The sequence below is a fragment of the Blastococcus sp. OS1-29 genome, assembly GCF_057628075.1.
Genome location: NZ_JBXXJK010000001.1, coordinates 228450 through 249796, shown reverse-complemented (window position 1 = coordinate 249796; position 21347 = coordinate 228450). Strand labels below are relative to the sequence as shown.

The 21347-nt window shown below is 74.9% G+C and carries 21 protein-coding genes, 2 tRNA genes and 1 other RNA gene; 9 read left to right on the top strand and 15 right to left on the bottom strand.

Going from position 1 to position 21347, the window contains the following annotated elements:
- Positions 1–95: 95 nt before the first annotated feature.
- Both recR and AC2H4J_RS01200 read right to left on the bottom strand, forming a co-directional pair.
- Positions 96–695, bottom strand: a complete 600-nt coding sequence (gene recR, locus AC2H4J_RS01205) for a recombination mediator RecR (RefSeq protein WP_487462995.1) — start codon at positions 693–695, stop codon at positions 96–98.
- Between the two features lie 25 nt (positions 696–720).
- A complete protein-coding gene (locus AC2H4J_RS01200) occupies positions 721–1059 on the bottom strand; it encodes a YbaB/EbfC family nucleoid-associated protein (RefSeq protein WP_487462994.1) in 339 nt (112 codons plus the stop codon).
- A gap of 48 nt (positions 1060–1107) precedes the next feature.
- Between AC2H4J_RS01200 and AC2H4J_RS01195 the strand changes: the two genes are divergently transcribed.
- Complete coding sequence (locus tag AC2H4J_RS01195; RefSeq protein ID WP_487462993.1) at positions 1108–1938, top strand: N-acetylmuramoyl-L-alanine amidase; 831 nt, start codon at positions 1108–1110, stop codon at positions 1936–1938.
- 20 nt (positions 1939–1958) lie between these two features.
- On the opposite strand, the gene AC2H4J_RS01190 is transcribed toward AC2H4J_RS01195, so the two are convergent.
- Entirely contained in the window at positions 1959–4070 is a 2112-nt protein-coding gene (locus AC2H4J_RS01190) for a DNA polymerase III subunit gamma and tau (RefSeq protein ID WP_487462992.1), read from the bottom strand.
- A 152-nt stretch (positions 4071–4222) separates the two neighbouring features.
- On the opposite strand from AC2H4J_RS01190, the gene AC2H4J_RS01185 reads away from it, so the two are divergent.
- Positions 4223–4981 (top strand): hypothetical protein, encoded by a 759-nt coding sequence (locus tag AC2H4J_RS01185; protein WP_487462991.1) that lies wholly within the window; start codon positions 4223–4225, stop codon positions 4979–4981.
- A 10-nt stretch (positions 4982–4991) separates the two neighbouring features.
- On the opposite strand, the gene ffs is transcribed toward AC2H4J_RS01185, so the two are convergent.
- From ffs to AC2H4J_RS01170, 3 genes are all read right to left on the bottom strand, one after another.
- An RNA gene (gene ffs / locus AC2H4J_RS01180) (signal recognition particle sRNA small type) lies at positions 4992–5087 on the bottom strand.
- Between the two features lie 45 nt (positions 5088–5132).
- Positions 5133–6641, bottom strand: a complete 1509-nt coding sequence (locus AC2H4J_RS01175) for an aromatic amino acid ammonia-lyase (RefSeq protein ID WP_487462990.1) — start codon at positions 6639–6641, stop codon at positions 5133–5135.
- Between the two features lie 23 nt (positions 6642–6664).
- Positions 6665–6749, bottom strand: a tRNA-Ser gene (locus AC2H4J_RS01170).
- Between the two features lie 134 nt (positions 6750–6883).
- Here AC2H4J_RS01170 and AC2H4J_RS01165 point away from each other — a divergent pair.
- Both AC2H4J_RS01165 and AC2H4J_RS01160 read left to right on the top strand, forming a co-directional pair.
- Positions 6884–7231 carry a hypothetical protein gene (locus tag AC2H4J_RS01165; RefSeq protein ID WP_487462989.1) on the top strand — a complete coding sequence of 116 codons (348 nt, stop codon included), beginning with the start codon at positions 6884–6886 and terminating at the stop codon, positions 7229–7231.
- A 17-nt stretch (positions 7232–7248) separates the two neighbouring features.
- On the top strand, positions 7249–8886 hold the full coding sequence (locus tag AC2H4J_RS01160; protein WP_487462988.1) for a serine/threonine-protein kinase: 1638 nt from the start codon (positions 7249–7251) through the stop codon (positions 8884–8886).
- 126 nt (positions 8887–9012) lie between these two features.
- Here AC2H4J_RS01160 and AC2H4J_RS01155 read toward each other — a convergent pair.
- From AC2H4J_RS01155 to AC2H4J_RS01135, 5 genes are all read right to left on the bottom strand, one after another.
- A tRNA-Ser gene (locus tag AC2H4J_RS01155) sits at positions 9013–9101 on the bottom strand.
- A gap of 10 nt (positions 9102–9111) precedes the next feature.
- Positions 9112–9570, bottom strand: coding sequence for a nucleoside deaminase (locus AC2H4J_RS01150; protein WP_487462987.1), 459 nt, complete (start codon positions 9568–9570; stop codon positions 9112–9114).
- 82 nt (positions 9571–9652) lie between these two features.
- Positions 9653–10300 carry an HAD-IA family hydrolase gene (locus AC2H4J_RS01145; protein WP_487462986.1) on the bottom strand — a complete coding sequence of 216 codons (648 nt, stop codon included), beginning with the start codon at positions 10298–10300 and terminating at the stop codon, positions 9653–9655.
- The gene (locus tag AC2H4J_RS01140) at positions 10297–10791 is read right to left on the bottom strand and encodes a tRNA adenosine deaminase-associated protein (protein WP_487462985.1); all 495 of its coding nucleotides are present in this window, start codon (positions 10789–10791) and stop codon (positions 10297–10299) included. The genes AC2H4J_RS01145 and AC2H4J_RS01140 overlap by 4 nt, the downstream gene beginning before the upstream one ends.
- A complete protein-coding gene (locus AC2H4J_RS01135; RefSeq protein WP_487462984.1) occupies positions 10788–11450 on the bottom strand; it encodes an O-methyltransferase in 663 nt (220 codons plus the stop codon). The genes AC2H4J_RS01140 and AC2H4J_RS01135 overlap by 4 nt, the downstream gene beginning before the upstream one ends.
- Positions 11451–11461: 11 nt before the next feature.
- Here AC2H4J_RS01135 and AC2H4J_RS01130 point away from each other — a divergent pair, with 11 nt between their 5' ends.
- The 4 genes from AC2H4J_RS01130 (at position 11462) to AC2H4J_RS01115 (ending at position 14784) form a co-directional block, all read left to right on the top strand.
- Positions 11462–11890 (top strand): PaaI family thioesterase, encoded by a 429-nt coding sequence (locus AC2H4J_RS01130; RefSeq protein WP_487462983.1) that lies wholly within the window; start codon positions 11462–11464, stop codon positions 11888–11890.
- Entirely contained in the window at positions 11887–12804 is a 918-nt protein-coding gene (locus tag AC2H4J_RS01125; RefSeq protein ID WP_487462982.1) for a prephenate dehydrogenase/arogenate dehydrogenase family protein, read from the top strand. Before AC2H4J_RS01130 ends, AC2H4J_RS01125 begins: the two co-directional genes overlap by 4 nt.
- Positions 12805–12818: 14 nt before the next feature.
- Entirely contained in the window at positions 12819–13052 is a 234-nt protein-coding gene (locus AC2H4J_RS01120) for a DUF2630 family protein (protein ID WP_487462981.1), read from the top strand.
- A gap of 94 nt (positions 13053–13146) precedes the next feature.
- Positions 13147–14784, top strand: coding sequence for a VWA domain-containing protein (locus AC2H4J_RS01115; protein WP_487462980.1), 1638 nt, complete (start codon positions 13147–13149; stop codon positions 14782–14784).
- Positions 14785–14791: 7 nt separating this feature from the next.
- Here AC2H4J_RS01115 and AC2H4J_RS01110 read toward each other — a convergent pair whose 3' ends face one another.
- Positions 14792–15319, bottom strand: a complete 528-nt coding sequence (locus tag AC2H4J_RS01110) for a D-glycero-alpha-D-manno-heptose-1,7-bisphosphate 7-phosphatase (RefSeq protein WP_487462979.1) — start codon at positions 15317–15319, stop codon at positions 14792–14794.
- A gap of 9 nt (positions 15320–15328) precedes the next feature.
- A complete protein-coding gene (locus tag AC2H4J_RS01105) occupies positions 15329–16375 on the bottom strand; it encodes a hypothetical protein (RefSeq protein ID WP_487462978.1) in 1047 nt (348 codons plus the stop codon).
- A gap of 118 nt (positions 16376–16493) precedes the next feature.
- Here AC2H4J_RS01105 and AC2H4J_RS01100 point away from each other — a divergent pair, with 118 nt between their 5' ends.
- Complete coding sequence (locus AC2H4J_RS01100; RefSeq protein ID WP_487462977.1) at positions 16494–17777, top strand: alpha-hydroxy-acid oxidizing protein; 1284 nt, start codon at positions 16494–16496, stop codon at positions 17775–17777.
- Positions 17778–17999: 222 nt separating this feature from the next.
- On the opposite strand, the gene AC2H4J_RS01095 is transcribed toward AC2H4J_RS01100, so the two are convergent.
- The gene (locus AC2H4J_RS01095; RefSeq protein WP_487462976.1) at positions 18000–20552 is read right to left on the bottom strand and encodes an ABC transporter permease; all 2553 of its coding nucleotides are present in this window, start codon (positions 20550–20552) and stop codon (positions 18000–18002) included.
- A 2-nt stretch (positions 20553–20554) separates the two neighbouring features.
- On the bottom strand, positions 20555–21328 hold the full coding sequence (locus tag AC2H4J_RS01090) for an ABC transporter ATP-binding protein (RefSeq protein WP_487462975.1): 774 nt from the start codon (positions 21326–21328) through the stop codon (positions 20555–20557).
- Between the last annotated feature and the right edge of the window lie 19 nt (positions 21329–21347).

The following is a 21347-nucleotide window of genomic DNA, read 5'->3' as shown; positions in this document are numbered from 1 at the left end:
GATCAGGGTCGCTGATCGACAGGGGATCTACCTCACGGTCGACGGCGAGGGAGGACCCCGAACCGTGGGGGAGGACGGCGGTCGGGGCCGCGCCCTCAGGCGTCGATGCGGCGGCGGCCCTCGAACGCCCGGCCGAGCGTCACCTCGTCGGCGTACTCGAGATCGCCGCCCACGGGCAGCCCGCTGGCCAGCCGCGAGACGGCCAGCCCCATCGGCGACACCAGCCGCGCGAGGTAGGCCGCGGTCGCCTCGCCCTCGAGGTTGGGGTCGGTGGCGATGATCAGCTCGGTGACGGCGCCGTTCATCAGCCGCGTCATGAGCTCCTTGACCCGCAGGTCGTCGGGTCCCACGCCGTCGATCGGGCTGATGGCGCCGCCCAGCACGTGGTACCGGCCGCGGAACTCACGGGTGCGCTCGATGGCGACGACGTCCTTGGGCTCCTCGACGACGCACAGGACGTCGTCGACCCGGCGCGGGTCGCGGCAGATCTTGCACTGCTCGGCCTCCGCGACGTTGTAGCAGGTGACGCAGAAGCGGACCTCCCGCTGCACCCGGGTGAGCGCGGCGACGAGCCGGGTGACGTCGGCGGACTCGGCGGCCAGCAGGTGGAAGGCGATCCGCTGGGCGCTCTTGGGCCCGACGCCGGGGAGCCGGCCAAGCTCGTCGATCAGGTCCTGGACGGCGCCCTCGTACACGGTGTTCCTCTTCGGTGTCGGGCGGTCAGAAGCCGGGAAGGCCCAGGCCGCCGCCACCGAGGCCGCCGGCGAGCGGGCCCATCGTGGTCGCGGCGAGGTCGTCGGCCGCGCGCTTGGCGTCACGGACGGCGGCGACCACGAGGTCCTGCAGGGTCTCGAGGTCGTCGGGGTCGACGGCGTCAGGCGCGATCGTGAGCGAGACGAGGTCGCCGCTGCCGGTCATCGTGGCCGTGACCAGGTTGCCGCCGGCCGAGCCGGTGACCTCGCGCTGGGCGAGCTCCTGCTGCGCGGCGACCAGCTGCTGCTGCATCTGCTGCGCCTGCTTCATGAGCTGGGAGAGGTCGGGCTGGCCACCGGGGAACATGCCATGAGGGTAGGCCGCCGACCCGACGGTCCGTGCCACCCTGGACCCGTGCGGTGGCTGCAGGCGGCGACGGCGGCCCTCCTGGTGACCCTCGCCGGCTGCACCGCCACACCTCCCGCCCCGCCGGCCGCACGAGCAACGCCGAGCGCCGGCGCCTCCGCGGTCCCTCCGCCGCCCGCATCCGCATCGCCCTCGCCCGCGCCGGCACCGGCACCGGCGCCGCCGCCTGCACCCGCCCTGGTCGTGGTCCTCGATCCGGGTCACAACGGCGGGAACGCGGCCCACCCGGACGTCATCAACGCCCTGGTGCCCGACGGCGACGGCGGGACGAAGCCCTGCAACACGACGGGCACCGCGACGGACGCCGGATATCCCGAGCACGCCTTCACCTGGGACGTCGCCCTGCGCATGCGCGACCAGCTCACGGCGGCCGGGGTGGAGGTCGTGCTGACCCGCCAGGACGACGCCGGCGTCGGGCCGTGCGTGGACGTGCGGGGGCAGCTGGCGGGGCAGGTGGGCGCGGCGGCGTTCGTCGGCATCCACGGGGACGGCGCGGCGGCGGGCGGGCGCGGCTTCCACGTGATCACGTCGTCCCTGGCGCCGGCCGGGCCCGCCGTGGCCGCCGGCAGTTCGGCGCTGGCGGCCGCGGTGCGGGACGCGATGACCGCCGTGGAGCCGGTGAGCAACTACACGGGCAGCGACGGGCTCGACCCGCGGCGCGACCTCGCGGGGCTGAACCTCAACGCGGTGCCGGCGGTCTACGTCGAGTGCGGAAACATGCGCAACGCCGCCGACGCCGCGCTGATGTCGGGCGCGGCCGGTCGCCAGGCGATCGCCGCCCAGCTCACGGCGGCCGTTCTGCACTTCCTGGGGCGCTAGCCGAAGCGGCAGTTAGTGCACTAACCGTCGACCGGGTGGGCGCCGAGCTGGGCGCGCAGCAGCGACAACGCCGCCTGCTCCTGGTCGACCACCGGCTCGGGCTCCTTGTCGCCACCGGTCTCCGCGGCCCGCTCGGCCATGAGCTCGTCGGCCTCGGCCGTCTCGGCTGCCCGGGCGGCCGCGCGGGCCTGCTCGGGCGCCACCGCGACGCCGGCGGCCGCGGCCGCACCCTCGACGACCGCGTCCACCCGCCAGCGCACGCCCAGCAGCTCGTTGAGCGCCTCGCGGATGACGTCCTTGTTCAGGTCGTCGCCGAGCCGTCTCGCCAGGGCGGGGGACGACGTCGCCAGCGTGAGCACGCCGTTGTGCAGCTGGTGCACCTGCGCGTTCTTGAGCAGCGCCTCGGTCGTGCGCTTGTGCCGCTTCACCACGGCGAGCAGCTCCGGCCACACCCGGCGGACGTCGCTGGTGGTCAGGTCGCCGTCGGCCGGGGGCTCGGGGTTCGCCGAGACGACCGGGGTCGGCTCGCCGCCGCGCGGCACGGGTGAGGACTCGGCTGCCGCCCGCGGCAGCGCTGCCGGGGTGCCGGCCGTCTCCGTGCGGGCCGCCGCGGCGCTCGCCGCCCCCGGGCTGGGCGCGTGCGGATAGTCCTCGTCGTCCGTCGGCTCGGGCGGGAGCGGGATGTCCGGCTCGCTCGACGCGGGACGGGCCGGTGCCGGCGCGCGGCTCTTGCCCGACCCCGGCTGCACGGTCTCCGGCCAGTCGTCGGCGGCCGGCGCAGGGGTGGGCGCGGGGCGGGCGGGGGGCTTCGGCGGCTCCGCGCGCTGCCGCGAGGGGCGGACGTACTCCTTGCGCGGCCCGGCGTCGGGCGCGGGCGCAGGTGCGGGCGCCGGTTCGGCCTGGGCCGGCGCCGGGCGGGGCGCCTCGCGAACGGGGGCCTCGGCGACCGGACGGCCCGCCGTCTCCCCGGCGATCGACATCCGGCGCTCGAGGCGTTCCAGCCGCTGCAGCGTCGCGGCCGCCGAGCCGTCGGTGGCCGGCAGCAGCATGCGCGCGCAGACCAGCTCGAGCAGCAGCCGCGGCGCCGTCGTCCCCCGCATCTCGGTGAGGCCGGCATGCACCGTGTCGGCCATCCGCGACAGCGTGGCCGAGCCGAGCGCGGACGCCTGCTGGCTCATCAGGTCGAGCCGGTCGGGCGGGGTGTCGAGCAGGCCGTTGCCGCCGGCGTCGGGCACCGCGTCCAGCACGATCAGGTCGCGCAGCCGGTCGAGCAGGTCGGTGGCGAAGCGGCGCGGGTCGTGGCCGGCCTCCACCACCCGGTCGACGGCGCGGAAGACCGCGGGGGCGTCGTGCGCTGCCAGCGCGTCGACCGTCTCGTCGAGCAGCGCGTCGTCCGTCACCCCCAGCAGCCCGACGGCGGTCTTGTAGGTGACGCCCTCGGGCCCCGCGCCGGCCAGCAGCTGGTCGAGGATCGACAGCGAGTCGCGGACCGAACCACCGCCCGCGCGGACGACCAGCGGGAAGACGGTCGGCTCCACCGTGACGCCCTCGGCCGCGCAGGTCTTCTCCAGCAGGCCGCGCAGCGTCGTGGGGGGCACCAGCCGGAACGGGTAGTGGTGGGTGCGCGAGCGGATGGTCGGCAGGACCTTGTCCGGCTCCGTGGTCGCGAAGACGAACACGAGGAACTCCGGCGGCTCCTCGACCACCTTCAGCAGGGCGTTGAAGCCCTGCGTGGTGACCATGTGCGCCTCGTCGACGATGTAGACCTTGTAGCGGCTGTTCACCGGGGCGAAGAAGGCACGTTCCCGCAGGTCACGGGCGTCGTCGACGCCGCCGTGGCTGGCCGCGTCGATCTCCATGACGTCGAGCGAGCCGGGACCGTCGGGCGCCAGCGCGATGCACGACTCGCAGACACCGCAGGGCGTCGACGTCGGGCCCTGCGCGCAGTTCAGCGAGCGGGCCAGGATGCGTGCCGACGACGTCTTGCCGCAGCCGCGCGGCCCGCTGAACAGGTACGCGTGGTTGATCCGGCCGCCGTCGACCGCGTTCATCAGCGGCGCGGTGACGTGCTCCTGCCCGACGACCTCGGCGAAGGTCGCCGGCCGGTACTTGCGGTAGAGCGCCAGAGCCACGCCGCGAGGTTACGTGGCGGCACCGACGGTCCGGAATCTGCGCCGCCGACCAGCGCGACTGTGCGCGGAGTGACCTCATCCGTTGGACGTGGCGTTGATACGTGCACAGTCCCGGCCTCAAGTCGGACCGGGAACGCGCCGACACACAGAACATGGGCCACGACGAGACTGCGGTGATCGACGAGCGGACGACGGCGGAGCCGACGCCCCCGCAGACCGGACGTCGCAGGCGGCTGGCCGTGGCCGCCGCGGCCGCCGTCGTGGCCGTCGGAGCCGTCGGAGCCGTCGGAGCCGTCGCGTGGAGCACCGCCGACGGGAACTCCGCCACCGCGGACCACTCGGACGCGACGACCGGCCCGTCGCGTGGATCGGCAGCGGCGTCCTCGGACGCCGCCCCCACTGCGTCCACGGTGCCGCCGGAGACCGAGACGTCCCACGGTGGCGCGAGCGCGGGCGCCACCCCGCCCGCCGCTGCCGCCGCTCCGAGCACCGCGCAGCCTGCGCCGCTGCCCGCCGGCTGGGAGGCCCGCACGTTCCAGGGCGTCACCTTCGCCGTCCCGCCGGGCGCGCAGGCCGCCGACGTCCAGGACCCGGGCAACGCCGACGCGCCGGCCAGCTTCGTCTGGACGGGCCCCGACCTGGGGAACGGCACCAACGCCCAGATCTCGGTGCGGATCTTTCCGGCCGACCAGGCTCCGACGCTGGGCTCCGAGTACCAGCCGATCACCGTGCCCGGCGCCGACCAGGGGCACATGCGCACGGGAGACATCGACAGCCAGCCGCCGATGACCGCCGTCGACGTGCACATCCTGGCGGGCGGGAAGTTCGTCAACGTCGCCGGCATGTTCGCCAGCGGCCCCGCCGGTCAGCAGATGGTCCGCGACCTGGTCGCGTCGCTGCGCATGGGCTGACCCGGGAAAAGAAAAGGACCCCCCGCGCACCCGCCAGAGCCCGCTTATCCTTGCTGCCTTCCGGCCCTGGGGAGGTTCACAGGATGACGCCACACGAGGGGTCTGGACGCCACTCTAGTGGAAAGCCGCACCACCCCGGGCACCCCGGGCCCTATGCGCGGCGGCTCCGCGGGTCCGGCGGCGACAGGGTGGCGCGCACCGCCGCGTGGAGCCCGGCCGTCGACGGATCGGGCGAGACCGCGATCGCGCCGCGCGCCGACGCGTAGCGGGCTCGCGTCCCCTCGCCGAGGCCGGGGAGCTCGGACCGCAGGTCGAGGAGGTCGGCGGCGAGCAGCAGTTCGATCGTGAGGATGTCGGCGAGCGCGTCGAGCGCCTCGTCGGCCTTGCGGACGCTGAGCGGCGCAGCCGTGGCGTGGTCTTCCACGCCCTGGTCCAGGACGCCGACGTCGAGGCTGACCGGCGACGCCAGCTGCCGCAGCTCCCCGTAGGCGGCCGCGGCCGGATAGCGCAGGTGCATCCCCGGCAGATCCGGCGGCGGGCTGCCGGGCGAGGGCGGGCCGCCGGCCGACATCGCCGCGAAGAACGCCGTCCAGAGGTGCCCGAGCCGGCGGTCGCTCAGCTGGCCGACGTGGGCGATCGCCACCCGCAGCGCGTCGAACGCGACGGCCATCAGGATCGGATGGAAGTTGCCGTTGGAGACCAGGGTGCCGTCGGACGGCGACACCAGCGGGTTGTCCGCCTGGGCGTTCAGCTCGGTCTCCACGGCGCGCTGGGCCCAGGCGACGACGTCCCGGAACGCCCCGTGCACCTGCGGGACGACGCGGAACGAGAGCGGGTCCTGCACCGACGCCGGGGCCCCGGTGTCCCACAGGTAGCTGCCCGCCAGCGCGGCCCGCAGCTGCCGGCACGACTCGACCAGACCCGGGAACTGCTTGCCCTCGGCGACGACCGGAAGCGCCACCGACGGGTTGCCGCGGGTGGCCTCCATCGACAGGGCCGCGACCGTCTCGGCGGCGTCCGCCAGGGCGAGGGCCCGCTCGAGGACCAGGGCCCCCTGGCCGACCGACACCCCGTTCGCCGACACCAGGGCCAGCCCGTCCTTCGCCTGCAGCACCAGGGGCTCGATCCCGGCCCGGGCGAGGGCCTCCCCGCCGTCGAGCGCCTCGCCGCCGTACTCCGCGCGCCCGTCGCCGATCGCGACCTGCGCGATCAACGCCATGGCGCCGATGTCGGCGGCGCCCACGGACGACGTCCGCGGCAGCAGCGGGTGGACGCCGGCGTTGAGCAGGGCGGTGAGGGAGTCGGCGACGGCCGGGCTCACACCGGAGCCGCCGCGGGTCAGGCCGACGAGCCGCACCGCCATGGCCGCGCGCGTCACCTCGGTCGGCAGCAGCGGACCGAAGCCGCCGGAGTGCGTCGCCACGATCATGTACTGCTGGCCGATCAGGGCCTCGTCGGGCACCCGCACGTCCTTGCTGTGCCCGACGCCGGTCGTCAGCCCGTAGACCGCCCGGCCGGAGGCCAGCACGCCGTCGACGACCCGTCGTCCGGCCGCGATCCGTTCCCGAGCGGCGTCGCTCAGCGCCACGGGCGCGCCCCGGGCGACCGCCAGCAGGTCAGCGAGGGGTACGGGTTCAACGTCGATCTGGACGGCGTCCATGGGCGGATCGTCGTCCTCAGCTGCGGAGGATGGGAGATTCGAACTCCCGAGGGTTTTATCCCAACCCGCTTTCCAAGCGAGCGCCATAGGCCACTAGGCGAATCCTCCAGGTGCAGGAGCGATCGTACCGGGCGGCCCAGAGGCGCCGGGCCGGCGGTGGTGGGGCATCCTTCCCGCAGGCGGTTGATCTTCGGGTCGCCGGGGAAGTGCCCGTAGCGGAACGATCAGGGAGGAGGCAGGACATGAGCGAACCGAGCGAGGTGCGAGCCGAAGTGGTGGCGGCCATCGTCGAGGTGCTCAAGGGCGGAGACCCCGCGGGCCTGCCTCCGGGTGCGACATCCGCGGAGAAGGCAGCCGCGAAGGACGCCTACCTGTCGGACTTCCTGGCCGAGCGCGGCAAGCGCGACCGTCAGTCGCAGGCCTGGGAGCTGCTCCTGACCCGGTCCTACGACGAGGCACCCAGCTGGAAGCAGATATTCGACGATCTCGACCCGTCGGTGCACGAGGAACTCGGCAGCCTCTACGACGCTCTGCCGGCCGGCGCCCAGGAGGAGTACGTGCGCCGCTTCGGGGTCCCCTCCGGCGTCTGATCCCGCGACCCCCACCCATGACCCGTCCTGTCACCGCTCCCGGCCGCCTGGTCGCGGGGCGCTACCGCCTGCAGTCGCAGATCGGCGGGGGCGGCATGGGGGCGGTCTGGCTTGCCCAGGACGAGCTGCTCGGCCGTCGCGTAGCGGTCAAGCAGGTGCTCACGGCGGTCGGCGTCAGCGAGGCGGACGCCGACCAGCAGCGCCAGCGCGCGCTCCGGGAGGGGCGGATCGCGGCCCGGCTGAGCCATCCGCACGCCATCAGCGTCTACGACGTCGCCCTGGAGCACGGCCAGCCGTGGCTGGTCATGGAATACCTGCCGTCCCGGAGCCTCGCGGAGGTGCTCAGCGAGGACGGCGTCCTGCGGGTCGACCAGGCCGCGCAGATCGGCGCCCAGGTGGCCGACGCCCTGGCCGCCACCCACGCCGCCGGGATCGTGCACCGCGACGTGAAGCCTGCCAACATCCTGATCGGCGAGGGCGGCGCCGTCGAAGGCCTGGTGAAGATCACCGACTTCGGCATCTCGCACGCCAGCGGCGACGTCACCCTGACCCAGACCGGCCAGATCACCGGGACGCCGGCCTTCCTGGCGCCCGAGGTGGCCCAGGGCAACCCGATGACGGAGGCCAGCGACGTCTTCTCCCTCGGCGCGACGCTGTACACGTGCCTCGAGGGCACGCCGCCGTTCGGTATGGAGGACAACGCGCTCGGCATGCTGCACCGGGTCGCCGGCGGGCAGGTCGTGCCGCCCCACCGGTCGGGGGCGCTCACCCAGCCGCTGCAGAAGATCCTTGCCGCCGATCCCGCCGACCGCCCCACCATGCCGCAGGTCCGGGACGAGCTCGCGAAGCTCGCCGCCGGACGCGACGGCGACACGACGACGATCCTGCTGGCGCGCACCGACCTGGGTTCGGGCGCACCCGGCCGGGTCCGGACGACGACGTTCCCGGCCCAGGCGGCTGCGGCCGCCGCCACGCCTGGTCCGCCGGTCGCCGCGTCTGCTCCGCCGGTCGCCGCGCCTGCTCCACCGGCCGCCGCGCCGCCGCCTTCGCCCGTGGCGCGGCCCCGCGTCCAGCCGACGCCTCGTGAGCCGGGCCGGCGGCGCGGCCGCGGGCCGTGGGTGGCCGCGGCTCTCGTCGTGCTGGTGCTGGGCGGGCTGATCGCACTGTGGGTGACGGACCCGTTCGCCGACAACAGCTCCGACGCCTCGGGCTCCTCGACGGCCGGCACGTCGGCGTCGCAGCCGGCCACCGAGTCGGCCGCCGAGTCGAGCGCCCCGGCCGCCACCAGTGCTGCCGAGTCCTCCGCCCCGGCCCCCACCACGCAGGCTGCCACCGCCGGAGCCGTGCGCGCCCAGGACGTGGACAAGGCCGTCAAGGACTTCTTCACGAACATCCCCGGCAACCTCCAGGCGGCCTACCAGCTGACCAGTCCCGCGTTCCAGAGCGCACACTCCTACGCGAACTTCTCCGGGTTCTGGAGCGAGTTCAAGGACGTGAAGGTCAGCAACATCCAGAGCGCGGACGGATCGATGGAGCCGACGCTCGACATCCTGTACGTCTTCAAGGACGGCCGTCAGCAGACCGAGCACCACGTGCTGAGGTTCAGCCAGGGCGATGGCGGCCGGCTCCTGCTCGACTCCGACAACCAGGCGTAGGGCTTTCGCGCCGCCCCATCGGCCGCCGGCACGAGGACCAGCCGTAGGCAGTCCGACCGATCTGGTCCGGACGCAGACGGCGGCGTCCGCCAGGTCGTTGACCTGCACGGACGCCGCCGTCCCACGTGGCGGTGGCGGTGGGATTTGAACCCACGGAGGGGGTTGCCCTCACACGCTTTCGAGGCGTGCTCCTTCGGCCGCTCGGACACGCCACCGCCGCAGAGACTACAGGCCCCGCTGAGCGCGGAAGAACGCGCGTAGCAGCGTGGCGGACTCGTCGGCCAGAACCCCGCCCGTCACCTCGGGCCGGTGGTTGAGCCGGCGGTCGCGGACGACGTCCCACAGCGACCCTGCCGCGCCTGCCTTCGGGTCGTCGGCGCCGTAGACCACCCGCGCCACGCGGGACAGCACGCTCGCCCCGGCGCACATCGTGCACGGCTCCAGCGTCACCACGAGCGAGCAGCCGGTCAGCCGCCAGCCGTCGCCGAAGAGCTGCGCGGCGGCCCGCAGCGCGAGCACCTCGGCGTGCGCCGTCGGGTCGCCGCGCTTCTCCCGCTCGTTGGCGGCCTCGGCGAGCAGGGCGCCGTCCGGGCCGAGGACGACGGCGCCGATCGGGGTGTCGCCCCACTCCGGCGCGGCGGCCGCCAGCTCGAGCGCCCGCCCCATCGCCTCCTCGGGCGTCATCGGTGTTCTCGGCACAGTTGGGCTCTGCTGACACAGGGGGAGCAGAGCTCAACTGTGCCGGAAGGAGTAGTGGGAGCCTCGCTCATGCGCCGCCGTCCAGCGGGAAGCCGACCAGCGACGACAGCTCGGCCAGCGCCGCGGCGGGTTCGACCACCTTGATGGTCGAGAAGCCCAGTGCGCGGGCCGGCTTGAGGTTGATGCCGAGGTCGTCCAGGTACGCGCAGTCGACAGCCGCGATCCGCCGTCCCACCGCCTCGGAGAGCCGGGCCAGCGCCCGCTCGTAGATCTCCGGCTCGGGCTTGCGCATGCCCTCGACCGACGACTCGACGATCGCGTCGAACAGCTCGAGCAGCTCCCCCAGCCGGCCGCTGCGCTCCATCGGCGCGACGTTGTTCGACAGCAGTCCCAGCGGCAGCCCGGCCGCCCGCAACGAGCGGACCGCGGCGACCATCGCCGGCCGCAGCTCCCCGCGCAGCGCCTCCAGCACCCGCGCGGCGTCGACCCGGTGGCCGGCCGCCGCGGCCTCCGCCTCGAAGGCCGCCGAGAACCCGGCGACGTCGAGCTCGTTGCGCTCGAACCGGGCCCACGCGTTGGTGTGCGGATCGGTCGAGTTGAGCCGCACGATGAGGCCCTCGGGCAGGCCGGCCTCCCGCTCGTAGGCCGTGAACGACCGGATAGGGCTCTCGGTGAGCACGCCGCCGAGGTCGAAGACCACCGCCGAGACCGTCATGGCGCCACCGCCGCGGCCAGCTCGCCGGCGAACCCCAGCCGCGCGGCGATGCGCTCGACCATCTCGTCGGCCCACAGGTCGTCGGCGGTCACGATGCGGTGCAGCTCGTCGCGCGGCAGGCCGTCGTCGGCGAAGATGTCCAGGTCACCGCCGGGCCAGCCCGCCTCGTCTTCGTCGAACGCGCCCTCGGTGTCCACGCCGATGCCGTAGCGCTCGACCACCTCGGCGGCCAGCACCCACTCCAGCATCGTCGCGTCGGAGATCAGCGCCCGCACCATGCCGCCCGGCCCGTGCCGGAGGACGACGAAGTACAACCGCGAGTCGACGACCAGCACGAACGGCGGCGGCCAGCCGTCGGCCCCCGGCTCGCCCAGCGCCCGCTCCAGCACCGGCAGCTCGTCCCCGGCGTCGTCGGCGAGGAGCTCCACCTGCCAGCCGGACGACGGCCGGCTCACCCGCACCGCGAAGCTGGTCCGCTCCGGCGCGCTCATCGCTTGCGCAGCATGGTCAGCCCGTCGGCGAGCGGCAGCAGCACCGTCTCCCAGCGCGGGTCCGCGACGAGGTCGGCGTTCAGCTGCACGACCGCGCGGTCGTCGTCGGTCTCCGGCGCCAGGACCCGGCCGCCGCGCAGCGTGTTGTCCAGCAGTACGACGCCGTTGGTGCGCATCCGCGGGTACAGCTCCGCGACGTAGGCCGGGTAGCCGGTCTTGTCCGCGTCGACGAAGGCCAGGTCGAAGGTCTCCTCGGCCGGCAGGCTCCGCAGCGTCGGCAGCGCGTCGCCCAGGCGCAGCTCGATCCGGTCGCCGAGCCCCGCGCGCTCCCAGTACCGGTGCGCGACCGCCGTCCACTCGGCATTGCGGTCGAGGCACAGCAGCGAGCCGTCGGCGCGCAGGCCGCGGGCGATGCAGAGCGCGGAGAACCCGGTGAACGTGCCGATCTCGATCGCCGTCCGGACACGGAGCGCGCGGGTGAGCGACTGCATGAACGCGCCCTGCTCGGCCGCGATCTGGAAGGTCGCCGGCGCCTCCCCCCGTCCGGCCAGCGCGGCGGTCTCGGCCAGCAGGTCGGCCACGAGCGCGTCCGGAGGTTCGGAACCGGCGCGAACGTAGTCGGAGAGTTCCTGGGTGAGGAGGAACGACCGGGGCGTCATAGGGTCCGATCATGGCGGACCCGCGCGACGACGTCCCAGCCGAGCTGTTCGCGCGGCTGGCGGCCGACCCGCTGGCCGCCCACCTGGGCATCGCGCTCACCGACGTCCGCCCCGGGTACGCCCGAGCCACGATGACCGTCGCGCCCAGCCACCTGAACGCCGTCGGCACCGCGCACGGCGGCGCGACGATGGCCCTGCTGGACGTCGTCCACGCGGCGGTGAGCAACAGCCACGGCACGGTGGCCGTCGCCCAGGACGTGCACACGGAGTTCTGCGCCCCCGGCCGCCCCGGGGACGTGCTGACGGCGGAGGGCGTCGAGGTGCACCGCACCAACCGGTCGGCGGTCTACCGCATCGAGGCGCGGGCGCAGGACGACCGGCTGGTCGCCACCGCGCTGGCCCGGGTCTTCCGCACCGACCGCCCGTGGGCGCAGGCATGACCGCCTTCCCCGTCGCGACCATGCCCGTCCCGCCGGTCGCCGTCGTCGGGCTGGGCCAGCTGGGCGGGTCGCTCGCCGCCGCCCTGGTCGCCGCCGGCCGCGAGGTCAGCGGATGGGACGTCGACCCGGCCGCCCGTGACGCCGCGGCGGCCCGCGGGGTCGCGATCACGCAGGAGCTGGCGGGGGTCGTCGTCCTCGCCGTCCCGTTGCCGGCGATGGCCCGCGCCCTCGACGGGCTGACCGTCGACGCCGACGCGACGATCACCGATCTCGGCTCGGTCAAGCGGCCGGTCGTCGCCGAGCTCGGGGCCGCCTTCGGCGGGCGCTTCGTCAGCGGGCACCCGATGTGCGGCACGGAGCGCTCCGGCCACACGGCCGTCGACCCGGCGCTGTTCACCGGCGCGCGGTGGGCGCTGTGCGTGGAGCCGGGCACCGAGCTGCCGCGCTGGCTGCGGGTCGCCGAGGTCGCGCTGAGCGCCGGCGCGCACGTCGTGCCGGTCACGGCCGCCGAGCACGACGACGCCGTCGCCGCGATCAGCCACGTCCCGCACCTGCTGGCCGCCGCCCTCGCCGCGGCCGCCGCCGAGGCGGGGCCCCTGGCGCTGGCGCTGGCCGCGGGCAGCTTCCGCGACGGCACCCGCGTGATCGGCAGCGACCCGGCGTTCGTGACCGCGATGGTCGAGGGCAACGCCGTCCCGACCGCCGACGCGCTGGCCCGCGTGCAGGCCCAGCTGGACCGGCCCTGGCCCGAGCTGATCGCCGCCGGGCACGCGGTCGCGACCCGGGCGACCGGGGCCCGCGCCGTCCGCGTGCCGCTGGAGCGCGCCGCCCTGCTGGCGGTGGGCCGTGCCGGTGGCGCGATCACCGGCCGGCAGGCGGCGTTCGTGGAGGGGTGGGTCCCCGAGGTCGGGTAGGGCAGGCTGTGGGGATGGACGAGACCGACATCCTCAGCCGCATCCACGCGCTGGTCGACGAGGAGCACCAGCTCCGCGAGACCAAGGAGCACACCGAGGAGCAACGCGCCCGGATCGGCCGCCTCGAGGCCGACCTGGACCAGTGCTGGGACCTGCTCCGGCAGCGGCGGGCCAAGCGCCAGTACGACGAGAACCCCGACGAGGCGGAGGTCCGGCCGGAGTCGACCGTGGAGGGCTACCTCCAGTAGGCGTGACCGAACGGTCACAGCGCCCATCTACGCTGTCACTGCGGACTCCGGGGGGAACCGCGCCCACCCCCTGAGCTAGCTACAGAGAGCGAACATGGGCCGCCACGCCGATCCCACTGCCACGCCCCGCCGCCCGGCGGCCACCCTCCTGCTCGCCGCCGGTGTCGTCGTCGTCCTGCTGGCCGGTGGGCTGACCTGGCTGCTGGCGGGGTCCGGCCGCGGGTGCGACACGCGCACGACCGTCGCGGTGACCGTGGCGCCCGAGCTCGGCGCGCTCACCGAGCAGCTGCTGGCGAACCCGATCCAGCTGGCCGACAGCGCCTGCGCCGTCGCCCGCGTGACCGCCCAGGAACCGTTGCAGACCGTCGGCGATCTCGGGGCGCTCGACGCCGGCGCGCTGCCCGCGGTCTGGGTGCCAGACTCGTCGCTGTGGGTCGCCCGCGCCGGTGACGCGCCGCTGAAGGCCGCCGGGTCGATGGGCTCCTCGCCGGTGGTCCTCGCCACCAGCCGCGCGGTCGCCGACGCGCTGGGCTGGAGCGCGCAGCCGCCGTCCTGGACCCAGGCGCTCACCACCGGCCGCCCGCTCGCCGTGCCCGACCTGGCCGCGAGCGCCGAGGGCCTGTCCGCCCTGGGCGCGGTGCACTCGTCCCTGGGCGGCGGCCCGGAAGCCGACAACGCGGTCGTCGCCGCGGTGCTCGCCGCGGCGCGGACGACGCCGATCGCGCCCGCCGACGCGCTCGCCGCGGGCGCCGCGGGCGGGGCCGACGCCCCGATCGTGCCGGTGAGCGAGCAGGAGGTGTTCCGCGCCAACTCCGACACCGCGCACCCGTCGCTGATCGCGGTCTATCCCTCCGAGGGCACGCCCTTCCTCGACTACCCGGTGCTCCGCGTGGGCACGGCGGCGGGAGCGGCCAGGACGGCCACCGACGCCGTCGTCCGGGCACTCACCTCCGCCCACGCCCAGACGCAGGTGCGCAAGGCGGGCTTCCGCGGGCCCGACGGCGCGGCGCCCCCGGGCGCGGGCGAGCAGACCGGCGTCCAGAAGGCCGCACCGGTCGCGCTGCGGCTCGACCCGGCGGACGTGCAGGCGCTGTTCGCCCGGCTCTCCAGCCTCGCCAAGCCGTCGCGGCTGCTCGCCGTCTTCGACGTCTCCACCTCGATGAAGGCACCGGTCGGCCCCCGCACCCGCGCCACCCTCGCGCGGGACGCGGCGAAGAGCGCCCTGGGCCTGTTCCCCGACAACTCCGCCATCGGGCTGTGGATCTTCGCGCGCAAGCTGGACGGCGACACCGACTGGACCGAGCTCGTGCCCACCCGGGCACTGGCGGCCGACGCCGGCGGGCGCCCGCAGCGCGACGCCCTCGCCGAGGCGCTGGACTCTCTGCCCCGGCGTCTCTCACCGGGCGGCACGGGGCTGTACGACACCACGCTGGCCGCCGTCCGCGCCGCCCGAGCGAACTACGACCCGACCGCCGTCGACAGCGTCGTCATCGTCACCGACGGCAAGGACGAGGACGACGGCACCATCGGGCTGCCCGCCCTCCTGCAGCAGCTCCGCGCCGAGGTCGACCCCAGCCGGCCGGTGAAGGTCATCGGCATCGCGCTGGGGCCCGACGCCGACATGGACGCCCTGAAGCAGATTGCCACCGCCACCGGCGGCGCCGCGTACTCGGCGGTCGACGAGAACGACCTGCAGACCGTGCTGTTCGACGCGCTGCGGCAGCGAGGCTGAGCGGCGCCTACCAGCGTCCGGTGAGCACGTCGTCGACGGCCCCGGCGAGGTCGTCGGCCCGGTGGGCGGCGGCCGCGACCTCCTGACGCCGGGTCACCGGGGTCGGCACGAGGATGCCGGTCGCGCCGGCGGCCACCGCCGCGTCGGTGTCGGCGGCGACGTCGCCGATCACCACGCACCGCGTCGGGTCCACGCCGAGCTCGGCGCAGGCGACCAGCACCATGCCGGGCGCGGGCTTGCGGCAGGCGCACCCGTCGTCCGGACCGTGGGGGCAGACCTGCACGGTGTCGAACGGCCCGAGCAGGTCGGTCAGCCGGGCGTTGCAGGCCTCGACCTGCGCCCGGGTGATCAGTCCGCGCCCGACCGCCGACTGGTTGGTCACCACGCCCACCCGGACCCCGTGCGCGCGAAGCCGGTCCAGCGCCTCGCGGGCGCCGTCCACCGGCCGGATCCAGTCCGGGTCGCCGTTGTACGGGAAGTCGCGGACGAGTGTGCCGTCGCGATCGAAGAGCACCAGCTCCGGCAGCCGGCTCACGACGCGGCCTCAGGCCCTCCGGATCGTGACGCCGCGGCCGCGCTGCCGGCCGGCCACCGAGACGAGGCCGCCGCTGGCCGCGATCAGGGCCAGCGCGGCCGCGACGAGCGGCACGACGTCTCCCGCGCCGGAGGAGGCCAGCGGGGTCTCGGCGACCGCCACCTGGAGGGCGACGTCCGTCACGATCTCGGACCGGGTGCCGGTCAGGCGCACGGTGGTCGCGCCGGCGCCGGTGCTGTCCGGGATGCGGACGTCGGCGCGGACCGTCCCGTCCGGGCCGGCCGTCGCCGTGGCCAGGACGCGGTCGCTGCCCTGCAGCTGGACGGTGACCAGCTCGCCCGGCAGGAAGCCGCCCGCCTGCACGGTGACCGTGTCGCCGGCGATGACCTGCTGGGGCGCGGGGGTGCCGCCACCGACGGTCGGCGCGATGCCGCCCTGGGTCGGCGTCCCGCTGCCCGTGCCCGGCGCCTCGGTGGTGGCCGCCGTCGTGGGCGTGCTCGAGCCCGCCGAACCGGATGCCGTCGTCGTGCCGGCCGGCTGCGTCGAGGACGGCTCCGCGATCGCGTCGCAGTCCTCCTTGCTGGGGCGCGTGAAGCTGTACTCCTCGAGCTCGTCGACGAAGGTCACGCCGCTGCCGTCCATCGCGGTGAACTCCAGCCGGCCGTCGATCGTCTCGCCGTACGCGACATCGCCGCTGTGCAGGACGACGCTCTGGCCCGGCTGCAGGACGGCCTCGTCCTCGCCGGACGGCGTGCGGGTGGTGGCCAGCCGCACGGCGTAGGGGCTGGTGCCGGCGACGACCTCGACGACCAGACCCCCGGGGCGGCAGCTCGGGCCGTGCGTGACGTGCCCCTCCGGGCGCGACGGATCGTTCGCGGCGGAGGCCGGCGCGGCGGTGGCCAGCGCGAGGCCGAACAGGACGGCGACGAAACCGGTGACGAGTCCGGCGGACGACGCCGCGCGGAAGGTGCTGGGGGTCCCCGCCCGATGCCCGGCGGCGCCCCACGGAGTGGTGCTGATACGTGCTCCCCCATTGCGTTGCTTGTGCGCACTCATGATGCGGGACGTGACGCTTCGTTCCCAGCCCGTGACCGGTGCCCGCTGGCGTGTCGTGCGGCGTGTCGCGAAAAACCCCGGCCCGGGCGGTTGAGATCCCGCTCACTACGGTGACCGCGTGGACGAACCAGGGGCGGGACGACGACGGCAGGACGAGGTCTACCGGGCCGGCGTCTACGGCCACCACCCCCGCGTGCCGACGGCGGTGCGGGCGCTGCAGGCGAAGGCGAAGCAGGCCTTGAACGCGCGGGCGTACTCCTACGTCGCCGGCGGCGCGGGCGACGAGGCCACGCAGCGGGCGAACCGGGCGGCGTTCGACCGGTGGGCCGTCGTCCCCCGCGTGCTGCGGGACGTCAGCTCCCGCGACACCTCGATCGAGCTGTTCGGACGGCGGCTGCCCTCGCCGCTGCTGTTGGCGCCGGTCGGGGCGCTCGAGCTCGTGCACGACGAGGCCGACCTCGCGGTGGCGCGCGCGGCGGCCTCGCTCGGCGTGCCGATGGTGTTCTCCAATCAGGCGTCGGTGTCGATGGAGGAGTGCGCCGCGGCGATGGGGGACGCCCCGCGCTGGTTCCAGCTGTACTGGTCGACGTCCGACGAGCTGGTCGAGAGCCTGGTCGGGCGGGCGGAGGCGGTCGGCTGCGACGCGCTCGTCGTCACCCTCGACACGACGATGCTGGGCTGGCGGCCCCGCGACCTGGACCTCGGCCACCTGCCCTTCGCGCTGGGCAAGGGCATCGCGCAGTACACGTCCGACCCCGTCTTCCGGAAGCTGGTGGAGCAGCGTGCGGCGGCGACGTCCGGCTCGGGCGAGGCCCAGCCGCGGCCGACCCCCGCCGCGGTCAAGGCGCTGGTCGGCATGGCGAAGGCGTGGCCCGGGTCGTTCCGCGACAACCTGCGCTCACCGCTCCCCCGGGCCGCCGTCGAGACGTTCCTCGGCATCTACTCGCGCCCGTCGATCACCTGGGCAGACCTCGCGTGGCTGCGGTCGAGGACGCGGCTGCCGATCCTGCTCAAGGGCGTGCTGCACCCGGACGACGCCCGGCGCGCGCTGGACGAGGGCGTCGACGGCGTCGTCGTCAGCACGCACGGCGGGCGGCAGGTGGACCGCTCGATCGCCGCGCTGGACGCGCTGCCCGACGTCGTGGCCGCGATCGACGAGCGTGCGCCGGTGCTGCTCGACAGCGGCGTCCGCAGTGGCGCCGACGTGTTCACCGCGGTCGCGCTGGGGGCATCCGCGGTGCTGCTCGGGCGGCCGTTCGCGTGGGGGCTGGCGCTGGCCGGCGAGGAGGGCGTGCGGCAGGTGATCTCCGACGTCCTGGGCGAGTTCGACCTGACGCTGGGGCTGACCGGGCACACCGCGGTGCACCAGCTGACGAAGGACGTGCTCCGCCGCGTCGGCTGACCGCCCACGACCCGGCCTGTGACTCGTCGGGGGCGACACTCCGAGGGCGGGTTGACGCCGCCGTGTGTGGTGGGTCACAGTTCTCGCGGGGCGGGAGAGCCGGCAATTGAGTGGCTACCCACTGCTGGGTAGACCGACCAACGCGGCCAGACCGTCAGGCCCGGCCTCCCGCCCCCACAGCTTCCGACGGCGCGCAGGCGGGCCTGCGCGCCGTCGTCCGGCTCAGGTGGCGGCCACCGCCTGGAGGACGTCGACCTTCGCCGCACGCCGCGCCGGAGCGATCGCGGCCAGCACGCCGGCCAGCGCCGCGAACAGCACGTAGAGACCCAGCCGCCCGCCGGGGATCTCGAGGATGCTGAGCCCCTCCCCCGCCAGCCCGCGGGTCAGGGCCGCCCCGAACGCCAGCCCGAGGACGGCGCCCAGCAACGCCCCGAGGACGGCCACGATCACCGCCTCCCAACGGACGACCGCCCGCACCTGCCGGCGGGTCATGCCGACCGCGCGGAGCAGGCCGAGCTCACGGGTGCGCTCGAACACCGAGAGCGCCAGCGTGTTGACGATCCCGAGCAGCGCGATGATCACCGCGAGCGCCAGCAGCATCGTGACGATGGCCAGGAGCTGGTCGATGGTCGCTGCCTGCGCCTCGGTGAAGGACTCCGCGTCGTCGAGCTGGGCCATCGGGTAGTCGGCCGTGACGGCCTCGATCCCGGCCCGCACGTCGGCGAGATCGGCGCCCTCGGCGGCGACGACCATCACGGCCACGTCCAGCGCCGATCCGGTGTTGGCGGTGAGCGTGGGGAGGTCGACGACGTAGTCGCCCCCGATCAGCGCGGTGTTGCCGTAGACGCCGGCCACGGTGAACCGCTGCGCTCCTGTCTGGGCGAACACGATGTCGACCGGGTCCCCGACCGACAGACCCCGCGCCTTGGCCACTGCGTCGGAGACGACGACCGACCCGGCGTGCAGGTCGGCGACGGCTCCGGACTCGACCTTCAGGTTCGCGGCGGTCTCGATGGTGGCCGGGTCGATGCCGGCGACGAAGGCGCCGGCGCCGTCGACCTGCGCGGCGCCGAACCGCATCTCGCTCACGGTGCCGACGCCCTCGACGCCGCGGATCTCCTTCGCCAGCTGCGGCGGGAGCCCCGGCGACGCCTGCCCGGCGGCCTTGAGGATGAAGTCCGCGCGGCTGCTGTCGGCGATCACGTCGGCCACGGACGCCTTCATCGACGACGCGACGACGGTGACCGTCGACACCAGCGCGAGACCGATCATCAGGGCGGTCGCGGTGTTCGCCGTCCGCCGGGGACTGCGCAGCGCGTTCCGCCGGGCGAGCGCGGCCGTCGTCCCGCCGAGCCGGGCCAGCGGCGCACCGAGGACCCGGGTGACGGCGGTGGCGATGAGCGGCGCGAGCGCGAGCACCCCGGCCAGGGTCAGCAGCATCGCGATGCCCGCGAGCGCGAGCCTGCCCTCCGCGGCGATGGCGGCAGCGAGACCGGCTGCACCGAGCAGGGTCAGCAGCCCGCCCGCGATGATCCGGACCCGGCCGACGGGCTTGGCGGGCGCGTCGATCGCCCGCATCGCCGCGACCGGCGCGACCTTGGTGGCCTGCCGGGCCGGGATCAGCGCGGCCAGCACTGTCACCACGACGCCGACGAACAGCGCGGCCACGATGGTGCGCGGCTCCACCTGGAGCGTCGTCGTCGGCACCTCGATCCCGACGGCGGCGAGCGCGGCGCGCAGCCCGGCCGCCACGCCGACGCCGAGCCCCAGCCCGAGGACGGCGGCGACCAGGCCGATGACGAACGACTCGGCGATCACGGAGAACCGCACCTGGCGGCGGGAGGCGCCCACCGCCCGCAGCAGCGCGAGCTCGCGGGTCCGCTGGGCCACGAGGATCGAGAAGGTGTTCCAGATGATCAGCGCCCCGACGAGCAGCGAGATCGCCGCGAAGCCGAGCAGCCCGGTGGTGAAGAAGCCGAGCGCGTCGGCGACGGCCGCGCTGCCCTCGGCCACGACCTCTTCGGAGGTCACCGCCTCCAGGCCGTCGGGCAGCACGGCGGCGACCCGGTCGCGCAGCTGGTCGGTGCCCACTCCGGGCGCGGCCGCTATGTCGATGCTGTCGTAGACCCCGGCCTTGCCCAGGACCTGCTGCGCGGTGGCCAGGTCGAAGGCGGCCATGGTGGCGCCGGCGAGGTTGTCCGCCTCGCCGAAGCCGGCGATGCCGGAGACGGTGAACGTGCGGGGTCCGTCGGCGAACAGGATCGTCACCGGATCGCCGGGGGCGAAGCCGTGCTTCCGGGCCGTGGCCGCGTCGACGGCCACCTCGGCCGGACCGCTCGGCGCGGTCCCGGAGCGCAGGGTGAAGCCTCCGGTGAGGCCGGCCGCGACCTCGTCGCCGTCCGGGAAGTTGGCGCCCAGGGTGGGGGCGCCGCCCGGCTGCACCGGTTCGCCCGACTTGTCCAGGATCAGCGCATAGCCGGTGACGACGCCCGCCGCGGACTCGACGCCGTCGACAGCCCGCACGCGCGCGAGCACGTCCGCGTCGAAGGGCTTCGTGCTGCCCAGCGTGCTGGTGTCGGTGAACGCCGACTCTCCTCGGACGGTGACGTCGGTGCCCTCGGTCAGCCCCTCGTAGAGCTGGTCGAAGGTGGCCGTCATCGTGTCGCCGAGGACGAAGGTGCCGGAGACGAACGCGACGCCCAGGCTGATCGAGATCGCCGTCAGCACGAGGCGCAGCTTGCGGGCCAGCAGGCCCTTGAGGATGACCCGGCGCATCGTCAGCTGCCCAGCCGCTTCATGGCGTCGAGGACCGCCTCGACGGTGGGGGCGGCGAGCTCGTCGACGATCCGGCCGTCGGCCAGGAACACGACCCGGTCGGCGTGCGCGGCCGCGTTCGCGTCGTGGGTGACCATGACGATCGTCTGGCCGAACTCGTCCACGGCCCGGCGCAGGAAGGCGAGCAGGTCGGCGCCGGAGCGCGAGTCCAGCGCCCCGGTGGGCTCGTCGGCGAAGACGATCTCGGGACGGGTGACCAGCGCACGGGCGGCGGCGACGCGCTGCTGCTGGCCGCCGGAGAGCTGGGCGGGCGTGTGGTCGAGCCGGTCCTGCAGGCCGACGGCCCGGACGACGACGTCGAACCACTCGCGGTCTACCGGCTTTCCCGCCAGGTCGAGCGGCAGGGTGATGTTCTCCTCGGCGGTCAGCGTCGGCAGCAGGTTGAACGCCTGGAAGACGAAGCCCATGCGGTCCCGGCGGAGCACCGTGAGCCGCTTGTCCGAGAGACCCCCGAGGGCGTCCCCGCCCAGCCGCACGACACCCGACGTCAGGGTGTCCAGACCGGCCAGGCAGTGCAGCAGCGTGGACTTGCCCGAGCCGGAGGGGCCCATGATCGCGGTGAAACGGCCGCGCTCGAAGGTGACCGAGACGCCGTCGAGCGCGCGGACCTCGGCCTCCCCGGTGCCGTAGGACTTGACCGCGTCGACGGTCTCGGCGGCCGGGGTCTGCCGGGCCACCGGCCCGCTGAGGTCCGGGGTGGTGCTGGGGGCCGTCATGGCTGCTCTCAACTCCTGA